This window comes from Alteromonas sp. ABM1_013 (genome assembly GCF_056160505.1).
Map to the genome: position 1 here is coordinate 282,364 of NZ_JBSWXH010000006.1, position 26,329 is coordinate 308,692.

Genomic DNA, 26,329 nt, shown 5'->3' on the forward strand with positions numbered 1-26,329 from the left:
ATTGGCATGATAAACCGAAGAAACAAAAAGTCAGTGGTCATTGTGGGTCACGTTTTTTGGTTAATATCGGTCGGTTTATCACCTGCTTGTTTTGCTGCTCAAGAAGGGTTAGCAGACAAAGCCATCAATACTATTCCCTTATCACAGCTTGTCACTGAATTTAGCCGTGACGCCGGGAAGACCATTGCATTTGACCCCACCTTGCTTAAGGGGTTAACCATAACACCTACACAATGGCGCACGACTAACGCCAGTGATTTATCTTCACTACTGGAACCGTTTTCACTTTGTTTAGCGCCTGTCCAAAATGGCTGGGTTATTCACTGGTGCGACACACAACAAAACGAAACCACTAGCAAAACAACCCAAACAGAAAGCAATGCTATTACGCGTACTCACCCTACTGTTGAAATAGAAGTCACAGGATTTCGGCAATCTCTTATTCGTGCCAGAGAGATAAAGCGCCTTGCCATGGTCACACAAGAATCGATTTTGTCAGAAGACATTACTGATTTCCCCGATTTGAATTTGGCTGATTCATTACAACGTATACCGGGCATTACTATCACCCGTGAAGGAGGCGAAGGGCGACAGATTTCACTTCGGGGACTAGGTCCTGACTTTACCCGTGTAAAGGTAAATGGTATGGAAGCGATGGCGATGACATCCTCGGCGATGGACGCCAGAGGAAGTGTGAGTCGTACCCGAGCCTTTGACTTCACTCTATTTGCATCAGAAATTTTTAATCGTATTGATGTAAGTAAGTCGTATTCGGTGGAACAAGATGAAGGCGGTATTGGTGGCACAGTTATGTTGTATACGCCAAACCCCTTCGATTTTGCGGATGACATAAATAGCTTTACCGTGAAACAAAGTTACAACGAAAACAGTAAACAGCTCGACCCAAGTATTATTGGGCTGTTCAGCCGACGAAATGATAAATTCGGAGGTCTTGTTTCCGCCGTATACAGTCAGCGACACACTACTGAGTTTGGTACTAATACTACGCGGTGGCGACAGGAGAAAAAGCATTACAGCGGAGACGAAGATAGTGTGTTGCAGCATGAATTAGCACAAGGCGTATTCTGGTTTCCCAGAGGCCATCGATATTCTCTTTGGAATAATAATCAACGTCGATTAGGGGTAACAGCCTCACTGCAATACGCGCCAAACGATAAGTGGCAACTTGCGTTTAATGGTATTGCCAGCCGTTTACAAAATAGCCTTGATGAGCATCATATTGCAGTGAAAGACAATGACAATGTTACGCTACTCGCATGGGAACAAAATAAAAATGACAAGGAAATATTGTTTGCGAAATATACCGATGCAACATGGCGTATCGAAACTCGGGAAGATGAAAATACGTCAACGTTTTATCAAATTAGTATGGAAAGTCAGTGGCAGCCCACTTCTGCACTAAGCTTTAACGTTAGCCTCGGCAGCAGTGCCAGTGATTACTCGCAGCCTAAAGTAAATAAAGTCAACATTCGTAAAACTGGGGTGGATATCGTTACGGACTTTCGTGAAGACCGTTTTTACGGCCAGAGCTATTCAACTAATATGGATACGGCATCCCTAACTGGACTAACCGTAAAAGATCTCTATTTTCAAGAAAACGAAATACGTAATTCGTATAACAATGTAAAGGGATCACTTCGCTATTTATTTAGTAACGGTGATGCCCTGTCGGCGGGGGCACATTATAAATCCTTTGAGAACACAGGGATGGATCGCGCTAGAAGTGTGTACCCGGCTTTTGATGATAATACGCTGACTAAAGCGCACTTATCTCTGTTCAGTCAGCACCCAGATAAAACATGGATGCAGGGCAACCTTAATGCTATTCAAACACATTTTGACTTGGGTAACGTACAACTTACCGCCGAGGATACAGTAGATAGTTCCAACTTTAAGGTAAAAGAAAACACTCTCGCGCTCTACGCGATATACGATAGCGTAGGACATTGGCTGGGTAAGCCACTTTATACGCAAGGGGGAATTCGGTATTTCAATACGCGGTTTACATCTTCAGGTATTCAAAAGGGATTGCCGTCCGCCGTCACCAAAACTTATGACGATGTGCTTTTTAGCGTAAATACCGTACTTGAACTCAACGACAATTGGTTGTGGCGTGCCAGCGTTGATGAGAATATCACGCGCCCGTCTATTCAAGATTTGGCTATTACCGCCGAGGTGTCGCAAGCATCCCGGAATGAAGGCGACATTGGGCAAGTATTTTTAGGAAATCCTTATTTAAAGCCTCTAAAGTCATTGAATGTAGAAACCGGTGTTGAGTGGTATTTCGAAGATGGCGGCATTATGGCTCTCTCTAGCTTCTTCAAGCAGATAGATAATTTCGTAGTGGAAGATGTTGAAGCTATACCGTATAGCGAATTGGGACTCCCCGCTAGCTTGCTTCAAGATGGGGATAGTGTCGATGATGTTTTTTATGTTAGTACACCCAAGAATACCGATACAACCACATTTAAAGGTTTTGAAATGACTTATTCTCGTGATTTAGCATTTCTTCCTTCTCCTTTTGATCTTCTTGGGATTAGTACCAACTTCACTTATGCCGAGGGTCAAACCCTTTACCGAGACGTACAAGGTACGGGAGAAAATCAGGTTAAGACGTTCGCGGGGCTGTCTAGACGTAGTTATAATTTTACATTGTATTATGAACAGTCGCATTGGTCGGCTCGTGTATCTGCTGTCTACCGTAGCCCTTATATATTGTCTGTCCAGCCAGGAAATACTGACCAAGACGAATCGGGCTATCATGCAACTACTTACATTGATGCATCGGCTAGCATGCAACTTAGTCAATCATTAAGAATGACTATAGAAGGTCTAAATTTAACTGATGTTAGAGAGGAACTGTACAGCGATTCAAACGACCGAGCTTATAATACTACATTGAGCGGGCGTACATTTTTGATAGGTTTCTCATTAGAGATTTAATCACGAAACAAAGCACATAAAACCGTAAGTACTGATTAAAGTGCACTGCTATTTCTTTTGATTATTCAACATAACAACGCTCACTACTTAGAGGCATACAGGTGGTTGTGTAGACATTAGTCGTTCAACAAGAGTGGCCATGCTAATAGTTGTCATGAAACCCCAGCTTATGCAAAGAATTGGCAAGTAAAATGAAAGTTTAATAAAAACAATTAATTAAAGCGTAGGGTTGCATTGAAAATCCGCGTGCCCCTGCGGCTGCACCGCGCGTTACAATCCCGGGTCGAGGCACCATTTTTCAGAGAGCCCTGCATGAAAATGCGGGGCTTTTTTGATTCCAAGCCACTTTCCTCTATTTTGAAATTTGTGCTCGCGAAAACTCATATGGCGGCTTTTGCGATGAGCATCGTATAATACGAACAATAGGCGGTACTGATTAAGAGAACAGAGCATGAATCGTCGTAAGAAAATTTTCACTAAACTTAAGAAAAAAGATAAGAAAGCTAAGGCTAAACTTCATAAAAGTAATAAGCCAGCTTATATCTCTAAAGCGGAACGGGCAAAGCTTACAGAACAAGAGCACGATGAATTGTCTGTGACAGAAAAAAGTACTAAACCAGTCGACAGATAAAATAGCGGGCAAACTGGGTGATGAAGTTACCTAGCTAAAACAAAGGGATTTTTTATGCCCAGCTGAGGTGAACAATCTCGAATACGTATGTCATAGCGAAACGCCATCATCATCACCACTGTTCCAGCAAAGTTTGCTGCATGTGCATATCTCTTGGTGCTTTCTCATCAACACTATCTTTAACACTTCTTAGCAAGTTAGACACAAATAGCGACTAAAACGCTTTTTTTATAAAAAACTTATGCATGTTCTTGCCTACTTTTCAAATTGGGTACTACGCTTATCTCATGTGTGCAAAGCCAGTTAAGCATAACGTTGTTACCCAACTTGGCTAACAACGTTATGTTGCCTTTGCGCTAGGCTTTATGTCTATTGGCGCTCATAGAGTGTGCCCAGCGCTTTGTAATTCGTGAACCAAGTAACGTGCTTAATTATGAAAGAGTACTGTTGAAGTTAAGTCGCAGTGTTTTTTCAAGGAGAGTTTTTTTGTCATCTAATAACTTACCTTCAATGCAGCAAGGGGCTTTAAAGAGCATATATGTACTTTGTGTAGTAGGCATAGCTGCTTCTTGGGCTTTGTTCTTTTTTGTGTCCGCGCTCACAGCGCTTGCGGTACTAACAGGCGTAGTTGTCTTTAGTGCTTTCATTTATAGCAAAAGTGCGGATGAAGTTGACGAGGTCTATCCAAGTGACGACTCCCAAGCGCAAAGCGAACAAGCGGGGAGTGCTGATATCAAAAAAGCGAGCGACGAGCTTGCTCTGTCTTTAAGCACATGTGATAGCAATTTATCATCCATTAAGTCTACCCAAGATGACGCTGTTGAAACCTTATCCAATGCTTTTAGCAGCTTAAAAGCGCTTGTTGCACAGCAAATTCATTGTATCGATGCGTTATTGAGCGTCGATAGTACGCAAACACAATCGTATTCAGAACGCATGCGTACGTTTGCACAAGAAACCGATGGAACCCTGACCCAATTTATCGATTCAACCGAGCAAATGTCCTCGTCAACAAAGCACCTTATGGAACAGGTGCAAACCATTCAACAGGCGATGCCAACGGTTATTGACGCACTTAGCGGCATTGATGATATTGCCGCGCAAACCAACTTGTTGGCGCTAAATGCTGCGATAGAAGCGGCAAGGGCAGGCGAAGCTGGTCGAGGGTTTGCGGTGGTGGCTGATGAAGTGCGCGCATTATCAACGCGATCTACACAATTTAGTGACGTTATAAAAACCCAAGTTGAGAATATCCGTAGTTTGGTAGACAAACTGACTGACACTGCAGAATTTGTAGCCTCGCAAGATATATCTCAGGTTGTTAATGCTAAATCACATATAAGTGATCAACTGGCCGAAATCATTAGAAAAGCAGAAGCAGACCTTGTTACTACTAAACAAATTGAAGAGATAGGCTCACAGCTTGATGAGTCTATAAATGCTGCTATCCGAGGTATGCAGTTTGGCGATATCAATGGCCAGCATATCCAATATACCCAAGACATGATTACGTTCATTTTAGAACAGTTGGCAACGTTAGATCCCCACAATATTGAGCGTTTCGTCAGCGAATTAAGCGAGTACCAAAGAGGGCTCGCACAAAAAGGTAAAAATGACCACAACCCAGTGTCTGCCACCTCTATGGACGCTGGAGAAGTTGAATTGTTCTAAGCTAAGAAAGGAACAGGAAGCACTGTCAGTAATGACATAATTTGGAGAAGTGAGCATATGAGCAAACATATTTTAGTTGTCGACGATTCGGTGTCGATTCGTCAAATGGTAGAGATGACACTAAAGGGTGCCGGATATACCGTCACTACAGCCCAAGACGGTCAAGAAGCGCTGGACAAATGTAAGGGGCAGCAATTTAACTTTGTACTCACTGATCAAAACATGCCTCGTATGGATGGCCTTACGCTCATTAAAAACTTGCGTGGGTTAGGGGCCTACAGCAGAACCCCAATTGTCATGCTAACCACAGAAGCGGGCGACGATATGAAAGCGAAAGGCAAAGCTGCTGGGGCCACAGGCTGGATGGTAAAACCTTTTGATCCAAACAAACTTCTTGATGTGACTAGACGCGTCTTAGGTTAGTCCCTTTTACTAATTCCTTAAGTCTGGAAGGATTCAGAATGAGCATCGATATTGAACAGTTCCATAGCGTATTTTTCGACGAGAGCGACGAGCATCTCGACGATATGGAACAGCTATTGATGAGCTTGGACGTCGAGTCTCCCGATCCTGAAGAACTCAATAGTATTTTTCGCGCTGCTCATTCCATTAAGGGCGGTAGCGGTATTTTCGGCTTTGATGCGTTGATGAACTTAACGCATGTGATGGAAAATTTACTAGACAAAGCCCGTAATAATGAACTTAGCGTCACAGCTGACATCGTTAATGTGCTTTTAGAAACCCTAGACGTTTTAAAAGACACCCTTAATGCCTATCGTGATGAGACTGAAATTCCACAAGAAGGCATTGATGAGCGCATAAAAATACTCAACGCTGTTATTGACGGGCAACCCACTGATGCCGAAACAGATGGTAACAATGGGTCAACTGAAGTAAGCGTGAACGCGCAAATCGAAAGTGAACACGATGACAGCTTTGGCTTCTTTGATGACGAGCCTTCTGAGTCTAGTTTAGCTACTGACGACGGTTTTGGCTTTTTCGATGATGAGCCTATTCAAAATCTATCTAGCGAAAGCAGCGAAGAAAACGATGATGGCTTTGGATTTTTTGATGACGTATCTGATAGCCAAGACCTTCAAGACAGCGGAACTACCCATTCGTCACCTCAAGCTGAAGAAGGCTTTGGGTTCTTCGACGATGAAGATACCCAAAGTAATCTCGTCGAATCTAAACCGGTAAAATCAGAAGCAGCAACAGCTGAAAGTGGTCACAAAGAGGAAAGCCAAGGCTTCGGCTTTTTCGAAGACGTACCTTCGGCTCGCCACATAAATACTGCAGCAAACGCAACTAACAACGGGCAAAGTCAAAGCGGCAGTACTTCAAAAAGTTCAGCAACAGCCTCTAGATCACCGCAAGCTGAGGCTGGCTCTACGCCTGCAACTGCTAAAAAGAAAACTAAACCTTCTACGAAAAAAAGCTCTGCTCGAGAGTCGGCTTCAATTCGAGTAGATACCACAAAAATTGACGCCATGGTTAACTTGGTGGGCGAACTGGTAATCACCCAGTCAATGCTTTCCATGATAGGACAAGATGTTGATGGGCAAATTGGCGAGCGGCTACAGCTTGCTATTGATGAGTTACAGCGCAACACCCGAGAAATACAAGAGTCGGTCATGTCTATGCGCATGCTTCCGCTAACGGCAACTTTCAATCGCTTTCCCCGTTTAGTGAGAGACCTAGCAGGAAAGTTGGGTAAACAGGTTGAACTGGTGCTTCAAGGTGGCAGTACGGAAATCGATAAAAGCCTAATTGAAAAAATAGTCGACCCGCTCACTCACTTAGTGCGCAACAGTATCGACCACGGCATCGAAATGCCAGAAAAGCGCACGGCTGCCGGCAAGCCGGAAAAGGGCACGGTTATCTTAAGTGCCGAGCAAAAGGGCGGCAGTATTATCATCAGTATTATCGACGATGGTGGTGGTCTTCATCGCGATAAAATTCTTGATAAAGCGCGTAGTAACGGGCTTGCCGTATCTGATGATATGCCTGACTCAGAAGTATGGCAGCTTATATTTCAACCTGGATTTTCAACTGCCGAAGCCATTACCGATGTCTCGGGAAGAGGGGTAGGTATGGATGTGGTGCGCCGCAATATCGAGTCTATTGGCGGACGTATCGATATTGAATCGAGTGCAGGGGAAGGCTCAGCTTTCTTCATTCACTTACCGCTTACGCTGGCTATTGTTGACGGCATGTGTGTGTCAGTAGGTAAGCAAATCTTTGTTGTTCCTCTTTTAAATATTATCGAATCTTTCCAGCCCACAAAGCAGCAGCTTAAAACCTTGGGTAACGACACCGTACTTTATATTCGAGACCAATACTGGCCTTTGGTCCCTCTTTACGACTTCATGGAAGTAGAAGGGGCTGCAGTTTCTCCCACTGAAGGCATTGTGGTGTTACTTGAAAGCAGTAAAAAACGATTTGGTGTTTTAGTTGATGCGCTTGTTGGTCAGCAGCAGGTAGTCATTAAAAGTCTAGAGGAGCATTACCGTAAAGTGGCTGGAATAGCGGGGGCAACCATTATGGGTGACGGTAAAGTTGCACTTATTATCGATGCAGACTCCATTGCTACAACCTATACCTCCAGCCAAATAGAGGAGTTACTTTCATGAGTGAAACGGCCTTGCATCAAGCGGTTACTGGTGGACAAGACAAAGAATACTTAAGTTTCGTGCTTGGCGATGAGCATTACGCCTTGGACATAACAACAGTGAAGGAAATCAGAGGGTACGAACAAGTTACTAAAATTGCGAATGCGCCTGCTTTTATCAAAGGGGTAATTAATTTGCGTGGTGACATAGTTCCTATCGTGGATTTGCGTATCAAGTTTAGCGTAGGCGAGGCTACATATAACGACTTCACAATAGTGATAATGCTAAACATTCAAGAACGTATTGTTGGCATCGTGGTAGATGGTGTATCCGATGTTATTCGCTTGTCTGAAGAGCAAGTACTTCCGCCACCAGAGTTTGGCGTAGCGTTTGACAGCAGATATTTACACGGCTTAGCCGATGTGGATGAAAACATGGTCATTCTGGTGAACATTGAGAGCTTAATAACCAGCGAGGAGCTGGGTTTAGTTGCACCTGATAGCGTTAACGACGACGCGTAGTTACAAGGTCCTTCACTAAACGGAAACACCTGACATTGGGAAATATTAGTTATGGGCGTATTTAATTTTCTTAACGGCGAAGAATTAAAAATAGCGAAACACGACGCGCTATTAAAGTCGAATATTTTAAAGGCTAGTGCCTCAAACTTGTTGGTCATCGACAAGTCTGGGGTTATTCACTACTGCACACCGGCATTCTTGCATATGGCCAAAGCCTACCCCAAAGACTTTTCTGTCGGCGGTGGCGAATCCACACTATCGGGAAAGCACATTGACGATATTACTGTTGGGACTAGCTCTTCAGAAAATCCGTCTTATTTACTCACCCATGCTTCAGGTGACAAGAAGCAGCTTGTTTCACTCGCTGATCATAGCTTTTGCGTAAGTGCATCTGCAATAACAGCGGACGAAAACGGCACTGAGCTTTTCGTTACGCAGTGGCAGGACAACACAGAAAATAAACGCAACAAGGGCATGGTCGATGCCATTATGCGAAGCCAAGCTGTGATCTCCTTTACTACAGATGGGGAAATATTATCGGCTAACGACAATTTTCTATCCGCCATGGGTTATAGCGAGACTGAAGTCGTAGGAAAGCACCATCGTATTTTTGTAGACAGTGACTACGCACAAAGCGATGAGTACAAAGCGTTTTGGACAAAGCTAAAAAGCGGAGACGTACACAGTGGTGAGTTTTGCAGAATCAATAAGCAAGGCGACGAGGTATGGATCCAAGCGACCTATAACCCGGTGTTTGACGACAACGGCGAGGTGGATTACATCATTAAATTTGCTTCTGACATTACTGCACAAAAACAGAAAAATGCAGATTTTGAAGGGCAAATTACCGCCATTAACAAATCTCAAGCCGTAATCGAGTTCGACCTAGAGGGAAATATTTTAAGCGCTAACGAAAATTTCCTTGCCGCAATGGGCTATAGCCTGTCTGAAATTAAAGGGCAGCATCACAGCATGTTTGTCGACCCAAGGTATAAGCTAAGTGCAGAATACGCCGCGTTTTGGCAAAGCTTAAAAGCGGGAGAGCACAGCGAGGGGGAGTATAAACGGATAGCAAAAGGCGGCAAAGAGATATGGATCCGCGCGTCTTACAACCCCATTTTTGACAGTACAGGCAAGCCATTTAAAGTAGTTAAATTTGCCACCGACGTAACCCAAGATAAGCTAAGAAACGCATATTTCGAAGGGCAAATTAACGCTATTAGTAAATCTCAGGCGGTCATCGAGTTTGATGTAGATGGCAATATCATTACCGCTAATGACAACTTCCTCAACACTATGGGCTACCGCCTAGACGAAATTAAAGGTAAGCATCATCAGTTATTTGTAGATGAAGAAAACAGACAAACAGAATCGTACCAGCGTTTTTGGTCTGAACTTAAAGAAGGCAAATTCTTCTCTGGCGAATTTAAGCGAGTAAGCAAGTCAGGGAGTAGCGTATGGATCCAAGCTTCTTATAACCCAATAGAAGACATGAACGGTAACCCGTTTAGGGTAGTAAAGTACGCCACCAATATTACCGAAGATAAACTGAAAAACGCCTATTTTGAAGGCCAGTTGAACGCCATAAGTAAGTCTCAGGCTGTCATTGAATTTGACCTTGAAGGCGTAATCTTAAACGCGAACAGTAACTTTTTAGCAGCGATGGGTTATACCCTTGATGAAGTAAAAGGTAAGCACCACAGTATTTTTGTGGATCCTGCTTTTAAAAATAGCCCCGAATACGCAGCTTTCTGGGAGCAATTGCGTCAAGGGGTTTATGCCAGCGGAGAATATAAGCGTTTAAATAAATCAGGAAAGCCAGTTTACATTCAAGCCTCTTATAACCCTATTCTAGACCAAAATGGCAAGCCGTTTAGAGTAGTGAAATACGCCACGGACGTAACGGGAAGAACCTTAGCAGTAGAAAGTATCAAGTCTATTATGGCGAGCCTTACAGAAGGCGATTTATTGAAAACAATAGATGAGCCACTAGATGGTGATTTCAAAGTACTCGGTGAATCCATTAATCACTTTATTGACGAACTACGCGACACCATAGTGAAAATCCATACTGCTGTTGAAACCATTGATACTGCCTCAAACGAAATAGCCACGGGCAACGCCGACCTCTCTAGCCGTACCGAGCAGCAGGCCTCTAGCTTAGAAGAAACTGCCTCAGCCATGGAAGAGCTAACGGGAACGGTGAAGCTAAATGCTGAGAATGCTGACCAGGCAAAAGGGTTGGCAAGTCAGGCGTCGGATGTGGCGTCTGAGGGCGGCAAAGTTATTGAACAAGTGGTGCATACCATGGGTGAAATTAATGACTCTGCCCAGCGTATTTCCGACATTATCGGCGTAATTGATGGCATTGCCTTCCAAACAAACATACTTGCACTAAACGCAGCCGTTGAAGCGGCAAGAGCGGGCGAACAAGGACGCGGGTTTGCGGTTGTTGCCTCTGAAGTAAGGACGCTTGCCCAGCGCTCTGCAGAGGCGGCAAAAGATATTAAGGCGCTAATTTCAGCATCGGTGGAAAAAATTGGCGATGGCAATGTATTGGTGAATAAGTCTGGTGAGACCATGGCCAATATCGTCACTGCTATAAAGCGTGTTAACGATATTATGTCGGAAATTGCTGCGGCATCATCGGAGCAAGCCACAGGCATTCAAGAAGTGAGCAATGCTGTGGTTCAAATGGACGAAATGACCCAGCAAAATGCTGCCTTAGTTGAGCAGGCCGCGGCAGCCGCTGACAGTATGCGGCAGCAGTCGGGGGAACTCGCGCAGCGAGTATCGGTTTTCAAAGTAGGAAATAATCGAAAGCCCGAACAGAGCTCAGAGGTACGATCGTTAAATGGCAGCAGTGGGTTACCTAGAGAACGCGAAGTGCCAAAACAGCGAATTAAAGCGCTGAATCCAGCCGCACCTGATGCGTCGGATTGGGAGGCATTTTAGTGTATGTCGGCCATACAAAGCACGGACGCGCAAAGGGAGTTTTCATATAGCCGAAGAGATTTCGAGCGGGTAAAAGGTCTGCTTTTTAAACAAGCAGGCATTAACCTAGCCGACTCTAAAGACGCGATGGTTTATAGCCGCCTTGCGAGGCGGCTGCGCACGCTCGAAATAAATAGCTTCAAAGAATACTTAGCTTATGTTGGAAGCAATGATGATGAAATGGAGCACTTTATCAATGCGCTTACCACCAATCTCACCGCGTTTTTCAGAGAGCCTCATCACTTTGAAGCGCTAGCAAATTTCCTTCGAAAGCGACCGCAAACTAAACGTATTTGGTGCGCTGCGAGCAGCACGGGTGAAGAGCCTTACAGTATTGCGATGACGGTGGCGTCTGTGTTTGGCACCTTTACGCCCAACATACAAATACTTGCCACAGACATTGATAGTAAAGTGTTGCAGAAGGCCCGCCAAGGCGTTTATGCCCAAAACAGTATTAGTCAGCTTTCTTACGATTATAAAACCCAATTCTTCTACAAAGGTAAAGGTTCGCAAACCGGAAGAGTAAGGGTGGTAGATGAACTGCGAAAAATGGTGCAATTTGAACCGCTCAATTTAATGTCGCCAAGCTGGTGTGTAGATGCGCCGATAGACGTAATTTTTTGTCGCAACGTCATGATTTATTTTGACCGACCTACGCAGCGCAAAATTTTAGCGCGTATGGTGAAGTTAATGTGTAGTGACGGCATGTACGTAGCAGGGCACTCTGAAAATTTCACTATGTACCCTGAACTTGTGGCGCCCATGGGGAAAACCGTTTATCGACCAGTTGTTTAAAGGGAACTTGCAGTATGAGTCAGGATGAAAACCCCATACGTTATTTTGATAACCGCCTTCAAAAAGAAGCGGTAAAACTCCTGCCGGGGCAATACTATGCTACTGCCGCAGACAAAGCTTTGGTAACTATACTTGGCTCGTGTGTTGCGGCGTGCATTTTCGATCAAGAAAAGAAAATTGGCGGTATGAATCACTTCATGTTGCCCGACCTCAACTTCACCACCAATCTCGAAGCCTGCTTGGCCACAAAATATGGCGTGCACGCTATGAATATGCTGATAGACCAACTCGTGCATTTAGGCGCGCGTCGTAACAAGCTGGTGGCTAAAGCATTTGGCGGCGGAAAAGTCTTACCAGGGTTTGTGCAACAAGACATCGGGCGAGTAAATGCAGAGTTTGTTTTAGAGTATTTAGATAATGCAAATATTCCCCTTGTTAGCAGCGATTTGATGTCTACTTATGCTCGAAAAATTTATTATTTTCCGGCTGACGGAAAAGTGTACATGAAGCGAATTCGCGAATTTAACAATGCAACGCTTTACGAGCGTGAATCTACGCACCGCGTTCTACTTTCTGAGCAAGCGAAGACGGGCGTTATTTCATTTTCGGAACAATCACATGCCTATAAAAGTTCTCGTCGTTGACGACTCTGCCTTAATACGACAAATTTTGTCAGAAATTATCACGCGCGACCCTAACTTATCGCTGGTGGGGGCGGCGCCAGACGCCTATGTTGCCAAGCGAATGGTACAAGAGTTCAGGCCCGATGTTATTACCCTAGACATTGAGATGCCAAAGGTAGATGGGCTTCGCTTTTTAGAAGTGATGATGAAGGCGATGCCAACCCCAGTGGTAATGATTTCCACGCTCACTGAACGAGGAGCCGATGCAACATTGCGCGCCCTAGAGTTAGGAGCGGTTGATTTCATGGCTAAGCCAAAGTTAGGTGTGGCGCAAGGTATGGCCGAATATGCCGCAGTTATCGTAGAAAAGATAAAAGCAGCTGCCCACTCAAAGTTAGGCCATCCCACCGAAACTCGCTGTACTAAGCACGCTTCCATGCGCTACACAGGCACTGAAAAGCTTATTGGAATAGGTGCATCAACTGGGGGAACCGAGGCGATTAAAGATGTCATCATGCATTTTCCTCGCAATGCTCCAGCAACTATTATTTCCCAACATATGCCACCGGGTTTTACCACCACCTATGCCAAGCGTCTTGATAACCTTTGTGAAATAACGGTACGAGAAGCGCAGGGGGGAGAGCGCTTATTGCCAGGCTTTGCCTATTTAGCCCCAGGTAATAAACATTTGAAAGTGGAAAGAAGTGGCGCCGATTACCGCTTGAGCCTTGATGATGGCCCTAAGGTATCAGGGCATAAGCCCTCAGTTGACGTCATGTTCGATTCACTTGCTGAGCATGCAGGTGCAAACGCAGTGGGTGTATTGCTTACTGGTATGGGACGTGATGGGGCAAAAGGTTTAAAGAACATGCACACTAAAGGCGCTGTCACCTTCTGCCAAGATGAAAAAACCTGTGTTGTATACGGCATGCCTAAAACCGCTGTAGAAATGAAAGCTGCAAGCTTCATAAAACCCTTAGAAGAAATATCAGACGCTATACTTGATACACTCGAAGCATTAGGAGCGGGCAGTCGGCTTTAAGCTTTTTTATCCCTTCTGGCGCTTTCACAAATCCTCCAAGTACTTTCCTTTTTGCAGACTATATGCGTTATCGGGGAAACCTTTATCAATAGATGTCGCAATTGTCGCCAAAGTAACAAGTTAATAAAAATAATCAAAAGTATAATTGTCACTGGTGGAAATTAGACCATAATTTGTTTGTGTTTTGCACATCCGTTAACTCGGAAGTAACAATTGAGGTGAAATTGTGGTCGCCATCACAGCAAATTATTTGGATAACTTCTTCTCTAGCAAGAGCAATGTTTTCGTTGTGGCGTTTTTGATGATGTTAGGGAGTTGGACTTTATCCTTTACGTCAGTAGTGCATTTGGGCCTTGCTCTTAGCTCCGCTTGTGTGATTTTTCTGCTGTTCGTACTACTAAGAGTAACTAGCGTAAGTCAGGCAGCAGCGACGCCTAACGCTAATCATTCAAAACAGCACAACTCTCATTCTCATGAGGCTTCGCTAGCGTCTGATTCCATCAATATTGCAGTATGCGAAGCTAGCGACATATTATCAGTTACTTCATCAAATATTGGCGACATCTTTTCAACGCAAACCGATGCGGTGGCTACGTTAAGCGAATCTTTTATTTCTCTTCAATCCCTGCTTAGTCAGCAAGAAATTAGCATAAACAATTTGCTAAAAGACGATGATAACAGTGAGTGCGCTTACGCCGACAAAATGCGCTCGTTTGCCTCTGACACAGACACTACGTTAACGCAATTTATCGAATCAACAACAGAGATGACCGATTCTACAAGAGCGTTAGAAACCCAAGTGCAAACCATACAGCAAGCAATGCCCACCGTAATTGAAGCGTTAAGCGGCATCGATGATATTTCCTCACAAACTAATCTACTAGCGCTGAACGCAGCCATTGAAGCAGCGCGTGCCGGTGAGGCAGGTCGCGGCTTCGCAGTTGTCGCAGATGAGGTGCGTGCGCTTTCTACTCGCTCCACGCAATTTAGCGATGTAATAAAAAACCAGATAGAAAACATTAGATCCCTCATCGATAAACTAACGGAAACTGCTGAAGTTGTTGCGTCTCAAGATATTTCTCATGTTGTTAACGCAAAGGATGCAATTAGCGCACAGCTTAAAGGCATCATTAAAAAAGCAGAAGCAGACATACAAGGTGCAAGCGAACTTGAAGCCATCAGACAACAGCTTGCAGATTCCACAGCAGCTGCCATTCGCGGTCTTCAGTTTGGCGATATAAATGGCCAAAACCTGACGTATACCCGCGAAATTATCGACTTTATTGTTGAGCAACTTTCAGAGCTCAACCCAGAAAGTGCAGCTCGTGTGCGTGAAAACCTAGAAAACTATCAACACTCGCTTACTGAAAAAGGGCAGGCAGACCACAATCCGGTCTCTGCGACTTCTATGGATGCGGGTGATGTGGAGCTTTTTTAGCGGTAACAAAACCTATTCAAAGCAAGGTAAGAGCAATTTCGACAATTCAAAAGGTGATTGAATTATGAGTAAAAGTATATTGATTGTTGACGACTCTGTGTCTATTCGCCAGATGGTTGAAATGACCCTTAAGTCAGCGAATTACAATGTAACCACTGCGCAAGATGGGCAAGATGCGTTAGACAAGTGCCAAGGGGCTCGCTTCGACTTTGTACTGACCGATCAAAACATGCCTCGCATGGATGGATTGACACTTATTAAGTCATTGAGAGGGTTAGCCAACTTCCGTTCAACGCCAATTGTAATGCTTACCACTGAGGCGGGCGATGATATGAAGGCTAAAGGTAAGGCGGCGGGAGCTACGGGGTGGATGGTGAAGCCCTTTGATCCAAATAAACTGCTAGATGTGATGAAGCGAGTGTTGGGCTAATCGAACGTCGGTTTTAATAGGGCAAGTGGGAGTCAACCATGACCATTGATGTAAACCAGTTTCACGGTGTGTTTTTTGATGAGAGTGATGAGCACCTCCAAGACATGGAGCAGTTGCTCATGACCTTAGATGTGGATGCTCCCGACCCCGAAGAATTAAACAGTATTTTTAGAGCGGCGCACTCCATAAAAGGTGGTAGCGGGATTTTTGGTTTCGACGCTTTAATGAACCTTACTCACGTGATGGAGAACCTGCTCGACAAAGCGCGTAACCAAGAGATTCAAGTTACGGCAGATATCGTCGATATTTTCCTGCAAACCCTCGATGTACTCAAAGACACCATCTCTGCTTATAAAGAGCAGACAGAACTTCCTCAAGAGCAAATAGACGCAAGTATAAAAGTACTTGAAGAAACGCTTGCTAGCGCTTCAGGTGAAGTTGCACATGAGCCTTATGATCAAACCGAAGATATTGAAGGTGCTTCGGATAGCGAGATTGAAGGTTTTGGCTTTTTCGATGATGAAGATACTGAGACGCAAGGCGCCACATCTGAAACTTCGCAAAATAAAAAAGAAGCAGAGGAAGTTGAAGGGTTTGGATTCTTTGAAGATGATGAAGTAACAGCGGAGAAACAGGCTGAAGAGGCACCTCACGCGAGTAAAAACGACGAAGGCTTTGGCTTCTTCGAGCCAGAAAACCTACCTGTAAAACCAGAGGTTACCCAATCAGCTGCCCCCAAACAACCTATCGTTAAGCCTGTAAAAACCAAGCCCAAAGCAGTGGCAAAAGAAGCGGCTTCAATTCGGGTAGACACAACCAAAATTGACGCCATGGTTAATTTGGTTGGTGAACTCGTCATCACCCAATCCATGCTTTCTAACGTAGGCCAGGAAGTTGAAGGGCAGGTGGGCGAACGCTTACAGCTTGCTATCGATGAGCTGCAGCGCAATACCCGTGAAATACAAGAATCGGTGATGTCTATGCGTATGTTACCCGTGAACATGACATTTAATCGCTTTCCTCGTGTTGTACGTGACCTTTCGACAAAGCTAGGCAAAAAAGTCGACTTGGTCATTCAAGGGGGCAACACTGAAATTGATAAAAGCCTTATCGAAAAACTGGTCGATCCGCTCACTCACCTCGTCAGAAACAGTATTGACCACGGTATAGAAAGCCCTGAAAAGCGCCTTGAAGCGGGAAAATCTGAAAACGGTACGGTTATTTTAAGTGCAGAGCAAAAAGGCAGCAGCATCATTATTGGCATTATTGACGATGGGGCAGGCTTAAACAAAGCGCGGATTTTAGAGAAAGCCACGCAAAACGGATTGGCCGTTACGCCCGACATGCCAGACAGTGAAATTTGGCAGCTTATATTCCAAGCAGGTTTTTCTACCGCAGCTGAGGTTACTGATGTGTCGGGCCGTGGCGTAGGTATGGATGTAGTGCGCCGAAATATCGAATCTATTGGCGGACGCATTGAAATCGAGTCATCGCAAGGCGAGGGCTCAGCCTTTTATATCCATTTACCCCTTACGCTCGCCATTGTCGACGGCATGTGCGTGTCTGTTGGCGACCAAATTTTTGTCATCCCGCTGCTTAATGTTATCGAGTCTTTCCAGCCCACAGCTTCCCAAGTAAAGACACTTGGTAATGACAAGGTGCTGTGGATTAGAGACCAGTATTGGCCGTTAGTGTCGCTTACACAGCTTATGCAGGTTGACGACGGCATTACTGAACCAACCAAAGGCATAGTGGTACTTCTTGAAAGTAGCAAGAAACGTTACGGCGTGCTGGTGGACTCTTTAGTGGGTCAGCAGCAAGTCGTGATCAAAAGCTTAGAACAACATTACAAAAAAGTCGCAGGGATTGCCGGCGCTACCATTATGGGCGATGGCAAGGTCGCAATGATTTTGGATGCCGACTCAGTGGCAGCAAATTGTACCAATATTCCAAATGAAGAGGTTTCACTATGAGCGAAGCAGCATTACAGCAAGCCGTTAGTGCGTCGAAAGAGAATGAGTTTTTAAGTTTTGTATTAGGCGAAGAACACTACGCTTTAGACATCACGACGGTGAAAGAAATTCGCGGCTATGAGCAGGTCACCAAAATAGCCAATGCGCCAAGTTTTATTAAAGGTGTAATAAATCTTCGTGGCGATATTGTGCCCATCGTGGATTTACGGATTAAGTTCAATGTAGGCGAAGCAACCTATAACGACTTTACTATCGTCATTATGCTCAATGTCCACGAGCGAATTGTTGGCATTGTCGTCGACGGGGTGTCTGACGTGATACGTCTTTCGGAAGAAGACATGCTTCCTCCGCCAGAGTTTGGGGTAGCGTTCGATAGTAAATATCTGCATGGGCTGGCGGATGTAGACGAACACATGGTTATTTTAGTGAATATTGAGAGCTTAATTACAAGTAACGAATTGGGCTTAGTTGAAACAAAAACACAAGTGGTTGAGGGCTGAAGACAATGGGAATCATGACGTGGTTAGAGGACTTCACAAAGGCAACGGACGTAAATCAAGCATTGAGAAACAAACAGGCGCTTGATGCAACAACATGTTGCATCATGATGGCTGATGCAGAAAGAAATATTATTTACGCCAATCAGTCGGTAAAAACACTGCTTAAAGAAAATGAAAAAAAACTTCAGGCTGTTCTTCCCAGTTTTTCGGCTGATAATTTGGAAGGTCAGAACATCGACCAATTTCATCGTAATCCGTCACATCAGCGCAATATCTTAGCTGAACTAAAATCGACAATGACTTCTACAATAAGCATAGGCGACTTGAACTTTAAGCTCACGCTAACGCCTTTTTTCGACCAAGACAATCAAAACATAGGCACTATGGTTGAATGGGTTGATCAGTCTGAGCTACTTATCAAAAGTACCATGCTTAATGTATTAAACAACGCTCAAGCGGTGATCGAGTTTAATGCAGACGGTGTCATCCAAAACGCAAACGACAACTTCCTAAATGCGCTTGGCTATAGCCTTAACGAAATTGTAGGCAATCATCATAAAATGTTCTGTGACAACCAGTACATTCGCACGGAGGAATACGCACAATTTTGGCGCGATCTCAAAGCGGGTAAGCCGCAAAGTGGAGAATTTTGCCGTTTTGACAAAATGGGTAAAGAGGTTTGGATTCAAGCGACCTACAACCCGGTATTTGATGGTGATGGCAAGGTTATTCGCGTAGTGAAGTTTGCCACTGACATTACTGCATCTAAATTACGTAACGCATATTTCGAAGGGCAAATTGAAGCAATAAATAAAGCCCAGGCGGTTATTGAATTTGACCTTGACGGAAAAATTCTGAGCGCCAACGAGAACTTCACTAACACAGTTGGCTACAGCCTAGATGAAATCGTCGGCAAGCATCACAGCATGTTTGTTGATGAAGAGTATAAGCGCAGCGTTGAATACAGCCAATTTTGGGAGCAGCTACGTCAAGGCGTACTGTTTACTGATGAGTTTAAGCGCGTTGGCAAAGGTGGTAAGGAAATTTGGATCCAAGCATCATATAACCCTATTTTGGATCAAAACGGCAGACCCCATCGCGTAGTGAAATATGCCATTGATATCACAGGTAGAAAGCAAGCAATAAGCGATATCAAAACGGCAATGAATGAATTGGTTCAAGGGAATTTGGACTGCCGCATCGAGCATGAATTCGACGGCGAGTTTAAAGAGCTCGGCACGTCAATCAACCGCTTTATTGACGATATGCGCCGTATTATCGGTTCTATCAGTGATGTGATGACCCGCTTATCTAGTGGTGACTTGACGGCAGAGCTTGACGAGCAGTTCCAGGGCGAGTTTCAAGTATTAGGTGATGCCATAAACCAGTTTGTCGGTGAAATGTCTGGCACTATCGGTTCCATTTACCAAGCAGTAGAAACCATCAATACTGCATCGTCTGAAATAGCCACAGGAAACTCTGATCTTTCAAGTCGCACTGAACAGCAGGCATCTAGCCTTGAGGAAACCGCTTCGAGTATGGAAGAGCTTACCGGCACGGTAAAACTCAACGCTGAAAACGCGGAACAAGCTAATAGCTTAGCTTCGCAGAGCTGCGATATTGCGACAAAAGGCGGTGAGTTAATTCGTCAGGTGGTTGATACCATGTCGTCAATTAACGAGTCAGCCCAAGAGATTTCAGACATCATCGGTGTTATCGACGGCATTGCATTCCAAACCAATATACTTGCATTAAATGCTGCTGTTGAGGCGGCACGAGCAGGTGAGCAAGGTCGAGGCTTTGCAGTAGTGGCATCAGAAGTAAGAAGCTTAGCCCAGCGCTCTGCTGAAGCGGCAAAAGAGATAAAAGAGCTTATATCAGACTCGGTAAGCAAAATTGACGGGGGAAATAAACTTGTCAATCAGTCTGGCGATACCATGGAAGAAGTAGTCACGTCTATCAAACGGGTTAACGATATCATGTCAGAAATTGCTGCAGCGAGCTCTGAGCAGGCTTCGGGTATAGAAGAGGTCAGTAAAGCGGTAGTGCAAATGGACGAAATGACGCAGCAAAATGCGGCACTGGTAGAAGAAGCCGCGGCAGCTGCCGAAAGTTTACAACAACAATCCGGTAATCTATCTGAGCGTGTGTCGGCGTTTAATATAGGTGATAAAGCTGCTGTTGCAGAAGCGAGCCCACAAAAAGCGCCTCAGGTAGTGTCAGAGAAAAAAGTGGCTTCCGTAGCCACGCTAAGAACGAATAAAAAGTTAGCTCCTAAAGTACCGAACAATGATGAGTGGGAGTCTTTTTAGTTAACTAAAGGCGAATTCTTTAAAAGGGAATTCGCCTTTTTATTGTTTGCAGTTTTACTCAGCGCTTCAGACACGTAGCGCTACAAAAAATAGGTGATGCTATGGGTGTTTTTAATATATTTCACAATGAAGAGTTGATGGCTGCTCAAAGTCTTTCTCGTTTTCAAGAACAGGCGTTGAGTGAGAGTTCGGCGTGTTTAATGTTGGTGGATGCGTCGGGAACGATAACCTTTGCCAACAAAGCATTTAAACAACTTACAGCAGAGTTTCGCGCACAATTCTCGCGCTCTCTTCCCAACATTGACTTTGAAAACTTAACAGGCTCCTCGGTTGCAGGCTTCTTCGCAAATAGTAGTGAACTAAATCAGCGGTACGACACCTGTAACAGTAGCGACACCTTTTTACTACCTATAGGCGACCTGTTATTTACATTGAATCTCACCACGATTAAAAGTGTCGAAGGTGAGAAGCTTGGAACTATGGTGGAGTGGATAAACGACCAAGAACTGCAGCATAAAACCGGCCTATTGGAAGGCCTCGACCGTTGCCAAGCCATAATCTCTTTTACCCCAGATGGCATTGTTGAAGATGCTAACGATAACTTTCTCAAAGTAACAGGTTATTCGAAAGAAGATATTGTCGGTAAGCATCACCGTTTGTTTGTATTGCCTGACTATGGTGTATCTGAAGAATATAACCGATTTTGGGAAAACCTGAGAAACGGAAAACGCAGCAGTGGTGAGTATTGTCGCGTAGCGAAAAACGGTGACAAAATTTGGATCCAGGCTTCGTATAATCCTATCTACGATAAGTTGGGCAATATTGTTCGCGTTGTTAAATTCGCTACCGATGTGACGGCACAAAAACGCAAAAATGCCGACTACGAAGGCCAGATTAACGCTATCGACAAGTCCCTTGCTGTTATTGAGTTCGACCTTGAAGGCGTTATCCAATACGCCAACGAAAACTTCTGCGCTACAACAGGCTATGACTTAAGTGAAATCCAAGGTCAACATCACAGTATGTTTGTTGAGCCTAACTATAAAATGAGCCCTGAATATTCAGCATTTTGGCGTGACTTGAAAAAGGGTGAATTTAAGTCTGGCGAGTTTAAGCGGGTAAAAAAAGACGGTAGCGAGCTTTGGATCCAGGCGTCTTACAACCCTATTTTTGACGAGTTCGGCCAGCCCCAGAAAGTGGTGAAGTACGCATCCGATGTCACTGAACAAAAACTACAGAATGCATTTAACACAGGTCAGATAGATGCGATCAGTAAATCTCAAGCAGTCATCGAATTTGACCCCAACGGTAACATCGCGACCGCAAACGATAATTTCTTGGCCACGGTTGGGTATGCACTAGAAGAAATCCAAGGAAAGCACCACAGAATTTTTGTCACTAAACAGGAACGTGAATCTGAGGAATATCGCACTTTTTGGAAGAAGTTGGCTGAAGGTCAGTTTTATTCTGGTGAATTTCATCGTGTTGCCAAAGATGGTTCAGATGTATGGATTCAAGCAACCTACAACCCCATTTTAGACATGAGTGGTAACGTAGTAAAAGTGGTCAAATACGCGAGCAATATTACCGAACAAAAAGTGAAAAATGCCTATTTTGAAGGGCAGTTGGCGGCCATAGGAAAGTCTCAAGCAATCATTGAATTTAACATGGACGGCATTATCCAAGATGCCAATGAAAACTTTTTAAATACGGTGGGCTATACCCTAGAAGAGATCAAAGGGAAGCACCACAGCATGTTTGTCGATTCGTCATATCGTGCTAGCCCTGAGTATGCGGCATTTTGGGATGCGTTGCGCAGTGGCACCTACTCTTCTGGTGAGTACCGCAGAGTTGGCAAAAACGGCAAAGAAATTTTTATTCAAGCTACCTATAACCCCATTTTAGATCACAACGGTAAGCCCTTCCGCGTAGTGAAATTCGCTACGGACATTACAGGTCGAACTCAGGCAGTTGATGAAATTAAGCACGTTATGACTAAGCTTACAGAGGGCGATTTAACCGTTAATATCGACCATGCATTAGATGGCGACTTTGCTGTCTTAGGTGAAGCAATAAATCAATTTATCAATGAAATGCGCGGCACGATCACCAGCATTAATGAAGCGGTAGAAACCATTAATGTAGCATCGGGGGAGATTGCAACAGGAAATGCCGACTTGTCGAGCCGTACAGAGCAACAAGCGTCAAGCCTTGAAGAAACAGCGTCGAGCATGGAAGAGCTAACCGGCACCGTAAAGCTTAACGCCGAGAATGCTGAGCAAGCCAACGGCCTTGCAGCGCAGGCAAGTCAAATTGCCTCTCAGGGGGGAGAGGTTATCAGTGAAGTGGTTGATACCATGACGCAGATAAATGACTCTGCTCAGGAAATTTCAGACATCATAGGTGTGATTGACGGCATTGCGTTCCAAACTAACATACTGGCGTTGAACGCCGCTGTAGAAGCAGCGCGAGCTGGCGAGCAAGGTCGTGGTTTCGCCGTTGTTGCTTCTGAAGTGCGTAATTTAGCGCAGCGTTCTGCAGAAGCCGCGAAAGACATTAAAGAGCTTATTTCTGACTCGGTCGGAAAAATTGCAAGCGGTAACCAGCTGGTTGTTAAATCGGGTGAGACTATGGCTGAAGTAGTAACCTCTATTAAACGAGTGAATGACATTATGTCAGAGATTGCAGCGGCGTCAGCAGAGCAAGCATCGGGTATAGAGGAGGTAAGCAAAGCGGTAATTCAAATGGATGAAATGACGCAGCAGAACGCTGCGCTGGTGGAAGAGGCTGCAGCCGCTGCAGACAGCCTTAAACAGCAATCTTTCCAGCTGAACGAACGGGTTTCTGTTTTCGAAGTGGGCAAAGGGTTTACTAATGAACAACGGCCTGTAGCGGCACTAACGCATGGTAACTTCCAACAGCCGCAACGTTTAGCTGCACAAAGAATGGAGCATGCACCCCAGGCTAAAGTGCTAACACCGGCTATGCCAAACGAAGCAGAGTGGGAGTCATTCTAATGACGGCGGCTGTTTCCACAAAAGATAGCTCCAGGGAGTTCGCCTTTGAAAAGGCGGACTTCAAGAACGTGCAGCAAATGTTGTTTAAAAAGGCAGGAATAAACCTATCTGATGCAAAGGAAGCAATGGTCTACAGCAGGCTAGCGCGTCGGATAAGGGCAAGAAACTTGCGCAGTTTTAATGAATATCTTGCTTTAGTGAACACATCGGAATCGGAGTTAGAGCAGTTTATCAATGCACTAACCACAAATCTAACGTCTTTCTTTCGCGAGCCGCATCATTTTACTGCGCTGGCTGATTATCTTAGCCAGCACAACGTTACCAACATTTGGTGTGCAGCCAGCTCTACTGGTGAAGAGCCATATTCAATCGCGATGGTAGTGGCTGAAGCGTTCGGAAGTTTTAAAACGCCCGTAAAAATTATTGCTTCAGACATAGACAGCAAAGTGTTAGCCAAGGCCAAAGCCGGTGTTTATCCCTTAGCCTCAATAGCGAAAATACCGCAACATCGACAAAAGCAGTTCTTTCACAAGGGCAAAGGTGCTAACGAGGGAAAGGTGAAAGTGGTCGATGAGCTTCGCAATATGGTGCAGTTTAAAAAACTAAACCTCACCGATGCGAAGTGGGATGTTAAGGGGCCGCTAGACGTTATATTTTGCAGAAATGTGATGATCTACTTTGACAAACCAACGCAGCTAAAAGTACTACAAAAAATGGTGGGTATGTTAAAGCCAACGGGGTTATACATGGCTGGACATTCTGAAAATTTCAATATGTATACTAATCTTGTTAGACCGGTGGGAAAAACTATTTATCGCCCAGTCGGTTAGGAGAGATTGTGGCGTCACCCAATTTTGAACTGCCAATAACTTATTACGACAAGCGTTTTTCTAAAGAAGCGGTAAAGCTTTTACCCGGTCAGTATTTTGTTACCACTAAAGACAAAATGCTGGTCACGGTGCTTGGCTCTTGTGTAGCAGCTTGCTTGTTCGACCCCTATACGGGGTTTGGTGGTATGAACCATTTTATGTTGCCTACCGTGAATAAATCGGCAGGTGAATTTGAGCAAGTTCAAGGAATGGCAGCAAAATACGGCGTTCACGCTATGGAAATTTTAATTAATGAACTCGTTAAAGTAGGCGCACAAAAGAGCCGGCTAAAAGCAAAAGTCTTCGGCGGCGGTAAGGTCGTACCTTCTTTTGTTCAAAACGACGTGGGTAAGTTTAATGTCGAGTTTGTAACTCAGTTTTTAGAAACCGAAGGCATACCTATTTTAGCCAGCGACTTGTGCGATGTTTACGCGCGAAAGGTGTATTTTTTTCCAAGCAGCGGCCACGTGATGATGAAACGCATTCACGAGCTTAACAACGCAACCATTATTGAACGAGAAAGCCAGCACCGCTGGGAGTTATCAAAGCAAGCGCCAAGCGGTAGCGTAGATTTATTCGAGGACTAGTCATGACAATAAAAGTGTTGGTAGTAGATGATTCAGCGCTTATTCGCCAAATACTCAGTGAAATAATAAAGAGTGAGCCAGACATGACGCTAGTAGGCGCAGCACCAGATGCGTTTGTGGCGAAAAAGCTGGTGCTCGAAAAGTCGCCCGATGTAATTACACTAGATATTGAGATGCCAAAAGTAGATGGCTTGCGCTTTCTTGAAGTGCTAATGAATGCCAGGCCAACCCCAGTGGTGATGATTTCTACGCTGACAGAAAAAGGGGCGGACGCCACCTTACGCTCTCTGGAACTCGGAGCGATTGATTTTGTTGCTAAACCGAAAATTGGCGTGGCACAAGGTATGGCAGAATATCACGAGTTAATTGTCGATAAAATTCGAACTGCCGCACGTTCAAAAGTAAAGAAATCCGCGCCGACTAAGACGTCCTCTGTAAACAAAGTGAGCTACTCAGGAACAGAAAAGCTTATTGCCATAGGCGCTTCTACAGGTGGTACAGAAGCAATCAAAGAGGTGTTGCGAACCTTTCCTGCTAATGCCCCTGCAACGGTGATTACGCAGCACATGCCTGCGGGCTTCACTTCTACCTATGCAAGGCGGTTAGACTCTGTGTGTCAAATGCAGGTGAAAGAGGCAAAAGGCGGCGAGCGTTTGCTCCCTGGTCAAGCTTATTTAGCACCTGGTGATAAACATATGGAAATAGAAAGAAGTGGCGCAGATTACCGTATTAGGCTTACTGACGGTGCGCGGGTATCGGGTCACAAACCCTCTGTTGATGTGTTGTTTAATTCGCTGTGTAAAAGTGCGGGTAATAACGCGATAGGCGTATTGCTAACTGGGATGGGGAGTGATGGCGCTATCGGCCTTCATGAGTTATTCAACGCTGGCTGTGAGACATTCTGTCAGGATGAAGCAAGTTGTATAGTTTTTGGTATGCCTAAGGTCGCAATTGAAAAAGGGGCTGCTAAGCAAGTACTGAGCTTAGATGATATAGGCAAAGCGGTAATGCAAACTGTAGAGGCGCTTTCGGCAGGTAGTCGCTTATAAGAATAGTGAGTAAATACTTACAGAATGCAAATTTTGTCCTAAAAACTGTAAAGCGATTGTTATAACTTTTCTTGTTACAGAAAAGTTTAGGTGTTTTAATAGCATAGCTTAATGAGTAGGTAATGCTGCTTCAGAATGCTGTTACTGAAGCCGATACTATGGATAGGCTTACTTGGAAGTGCGTAAAAATATAAAAATCGATACGTAAGTGGAATGGTAAGGTAAAGCGTTGTTGTCATAATAATATAAAAGACAACGGTTTATGTGTGATAGCGGCGGCAAAGTAGGCAAAGTTTTATTA

General features: G+C 44.6%; 19 protein-coding genes. All 19 read left to right on the forward strand.

Annotated features, from left to right (window positions below; genetic code table 11):
* The first annotated feature begins 6 nt into the window (after nt 1-6).
* The 19 genes from ACXAGK_RS18425 (at nt 7) to ACXAGK_RS18515 (ending at nt 26,028) form a co-directional block, all read left to right on the forward strand.
* Nucleotides 7-2,964, forward strand: a complete 2,958-nt coding sequence (locus ACXAGK_RS18425; protein ID WP_474857356.1) for a TonB-dependent receptor — start codon at nt 7-9, stop codon at nt 2,962-2,964.
* Nucleotides 2,965-3,415: 451 nt separating this feature from the next.
* Nucleotides 3,416-3,595, forward strand: coding sequence for a DUF2986 domain-containing protein (locus ACXAGK_RS18430; RefSeq protein WP_474857357.1), 180 nt, complete (start codon nt 3,416-3,418; stop codon nt 3,593-3,595).
* A 999-nt stretch (nt 3,596-4,594) separates the two neighbouring features.
* A complete protein-coding gene (locus ACXAGK_RS18435; RefSeq protein ID WP_474857391.1) occupies nt 4,595-5,266 on the forward strand; it encodes a methyl-accepting chemotaxis protein in 672 nt (223 codons plus the stop codon).
* Nucleotides 5,267-5,323: 57 nt separating this feature from the next.
* The gene (locus ACXAGK_RS18440) at nt 5,324-5,689 is read left to right on the forward strand and encodes a response regulator (protein WP_474802668.1); all 366 of its coding nucleotides are present in this window, start codon (nt 5,324-5,326) and stop codon (nt 5,687-5,689) included.
* Between the two features lie 38 nt (nt 5,690-5,727).
* Nucleotides 5,728-7,899: a chemotaxis protein CheA gene (locus ACXAGK_RS18445; protein ID WP_474857358.1), complete on the forward strand. Its 2,172-nt coding sequence runs from the start codon at nt 5,728-5,730 to the stop codon at nt 7,897-7,899.
* Nucleotides 7,896-8,399 carry a chemotaxis protein CheW gene (locus tag ACXAGK_RS18450; protein ID WP_474802664.1) on the forward strand — a complete coding sequence of 168 codons (504 nt, stop codon included), beginning with the start codon at nt 7,896-7,898 and terminating at the stop codon, nt 8,397-8,399. The genes ACXAGK_RS18445 and ACXAGK_RS18450 overlap by 4 nt, the downstream gene beginning before the upstream one ends.
* Nucleotides 8,400-8,873: 474 nt before the next feature.
* On the forward strand, nt 8,874-11,354 hold the full coding sequence (locus tag ACXAGK_RS18455) for a methyl-accepting chemotaxis protein (protein ID WP_474857392.1): 2,481 nt from the start codon (nt 8,874-8,876) through the stop codon (nt 11,352-11,354).
* Nucleotides 11,355-11,357: 3 nt separating this feature from the next.
* Nucleotides 11,358-12,188: a CheR family methyltransferase gene (locus ACXAGK_RS18460; protein WP_474857359.1), complete on the forward strand. Its 831-nt coding sequence runs from the start codon at nt 11,358-11,360 to the stop codon at nt 12,186-12,188.
* Between the two features lie 14 nt (nt 12,189-12,202).
* The gene (gene cheD / locus ACXAGK_RS18465; RefSeq protein WP_474857360.1) at nt 12,203-12,832 is read left to right on the forward strand and encodes a chemoreceptor glutamine deamidase CheD; all 630 of its coding nucleotides are present in this window, start codon (nt 12,203-12,205) and stop codon (nt 12,830-12,832) included.
* Nucleotides 12,807-13,853: a protein-glutamate methylesterase/protein-glutamine glutaminase gene (locus ACXAGK_RS18470; RefSeq protein WP_474857361.1), complete on the forward strand. Its 1,047-nt coding sequence runs from the start codon at nt 12,807-12,809 to the stop codon at nt 13,851-13,853. Before cheD (ACXAGK_RS18465) ends, ACXAGK_RS18470 begins: the two co-directional genes overlap by 26 nt.
* Before the next feature lie 226 nt (nt 13,854-14,079).
* Nucleotides 14,080-15,291 (forward strand): methyl-accepting chemotaxis protein, encoded by a 1,212-nt coding sequence (locus ACXAGK_RS18475; protein WP_474857362.1) that lies wholly within the window; start codon nt 14,080-14,082, stop codon nt 15,289-15,291.
* Nucleotides 15,292-15,355: 64 nt separating this feature from the next.
* Nucleotides 15,356-15,721 (forward strand): response regulator, encoded by a 366-nt coding sequence (locus ACXAGK_RS18480; RefSeq protein ID WP_039217225.1) that lies wholly within the window; start codon nt 15,356-15,358, stop codon nt 15,719-15,721.
* A 38-nt stretch (nt 15,722-15,759) separates the two neighbouring features.
* A complete protein-coding gene (locus ACXAGK_RS18485) occupies nt 15,760-17,694 on the forward strand; it encodes a chemotaxis protein CheA (protein WP_474857363.1) in 1,935 nt (644 codons plus the stop codon).
* Nucleotides 17,691-18,194, forward strand: a complete 504-nt coding sequence (locus tag ACXAGK_RS18490; RefSeq protein WP_474828359.1) for a chemotaxis protein CheW — start codon at nt 17,691-17,693, stop codon at nt 18,192-18,194. The genes ACXAGK_RS18485 and ACXAGK_RS18490 overlap by 4 nt, the downstream gene beginning before the upstream one ends.
* 5 nt (nt 18,195-18,199) lie before the next feature.
* Nucleotides 18,200-20,506, forward strand: coding sequence for a methyl-accepting chemotaxis protein (locus tag ACXAGK_RS18495; protein ID WP_474857364.1), 2,307 nt, complete (start codon nt 18,200-18,202; stop codon nt 20,504-20,506).
* A gap of 101 nt (nt 20,507-20,607) precedes the next feature.
* Entirely contained in the window at nt 20,608-23,523 is a 2,916-nt protein-coding gene (locus ACXAGK_RS18500) for a methyl-accepting chemotaxis protein (RefSeq protein WP_474857365.1), read from the forward strand.
* The gene (locus tag ACXAGK_RS18505) at nt 23,523-24,353 is read left to right on the forward strand and encodes a CheR family methyltransferase (protein WP_474857366.1); all 831 of its coding nucleotides are present in this window, start codon (nt 23,523-23,525) and stop codon (nt 24,351-24,353) included. The genes ACXAGK_RS18500 and ACXAGK_RS18505 overlap by 1 nt, the downstream gene beginning before the upstream one ends.
* Nucleotides 24,354-24,361: 8 nt before the next feature.
* Nucleotides 24,362-24,979, forward strand: coding sequence for a chemoreceptor glutamine deamidase CheD (cheD, locus tag ACXAGK_RS18510; RefSeq protein WP_474857367.1), 618 nt, complete (start codon nt 24,362-24,364; stop codon nt 24,977-24,979).
* A gap of 2 nt (nt 24,980-24,981) precedes the next feature.
* The gene (locus ACXAGK_RS18515) at nt 24,982-26,028 is read left to right on the forward strand and encodes a protein-glutamate methylesterase/protein-glutamine glutaminase (protein WP_474857368.1); all 1,047 of its coding nucleotides are present in this window, start codon (nt 24,982-24,984) and stop codon (nt 26,026-26,028) included.
* Nucleotides 26,029-26,329: the final 301 nt, after the last annotated feature.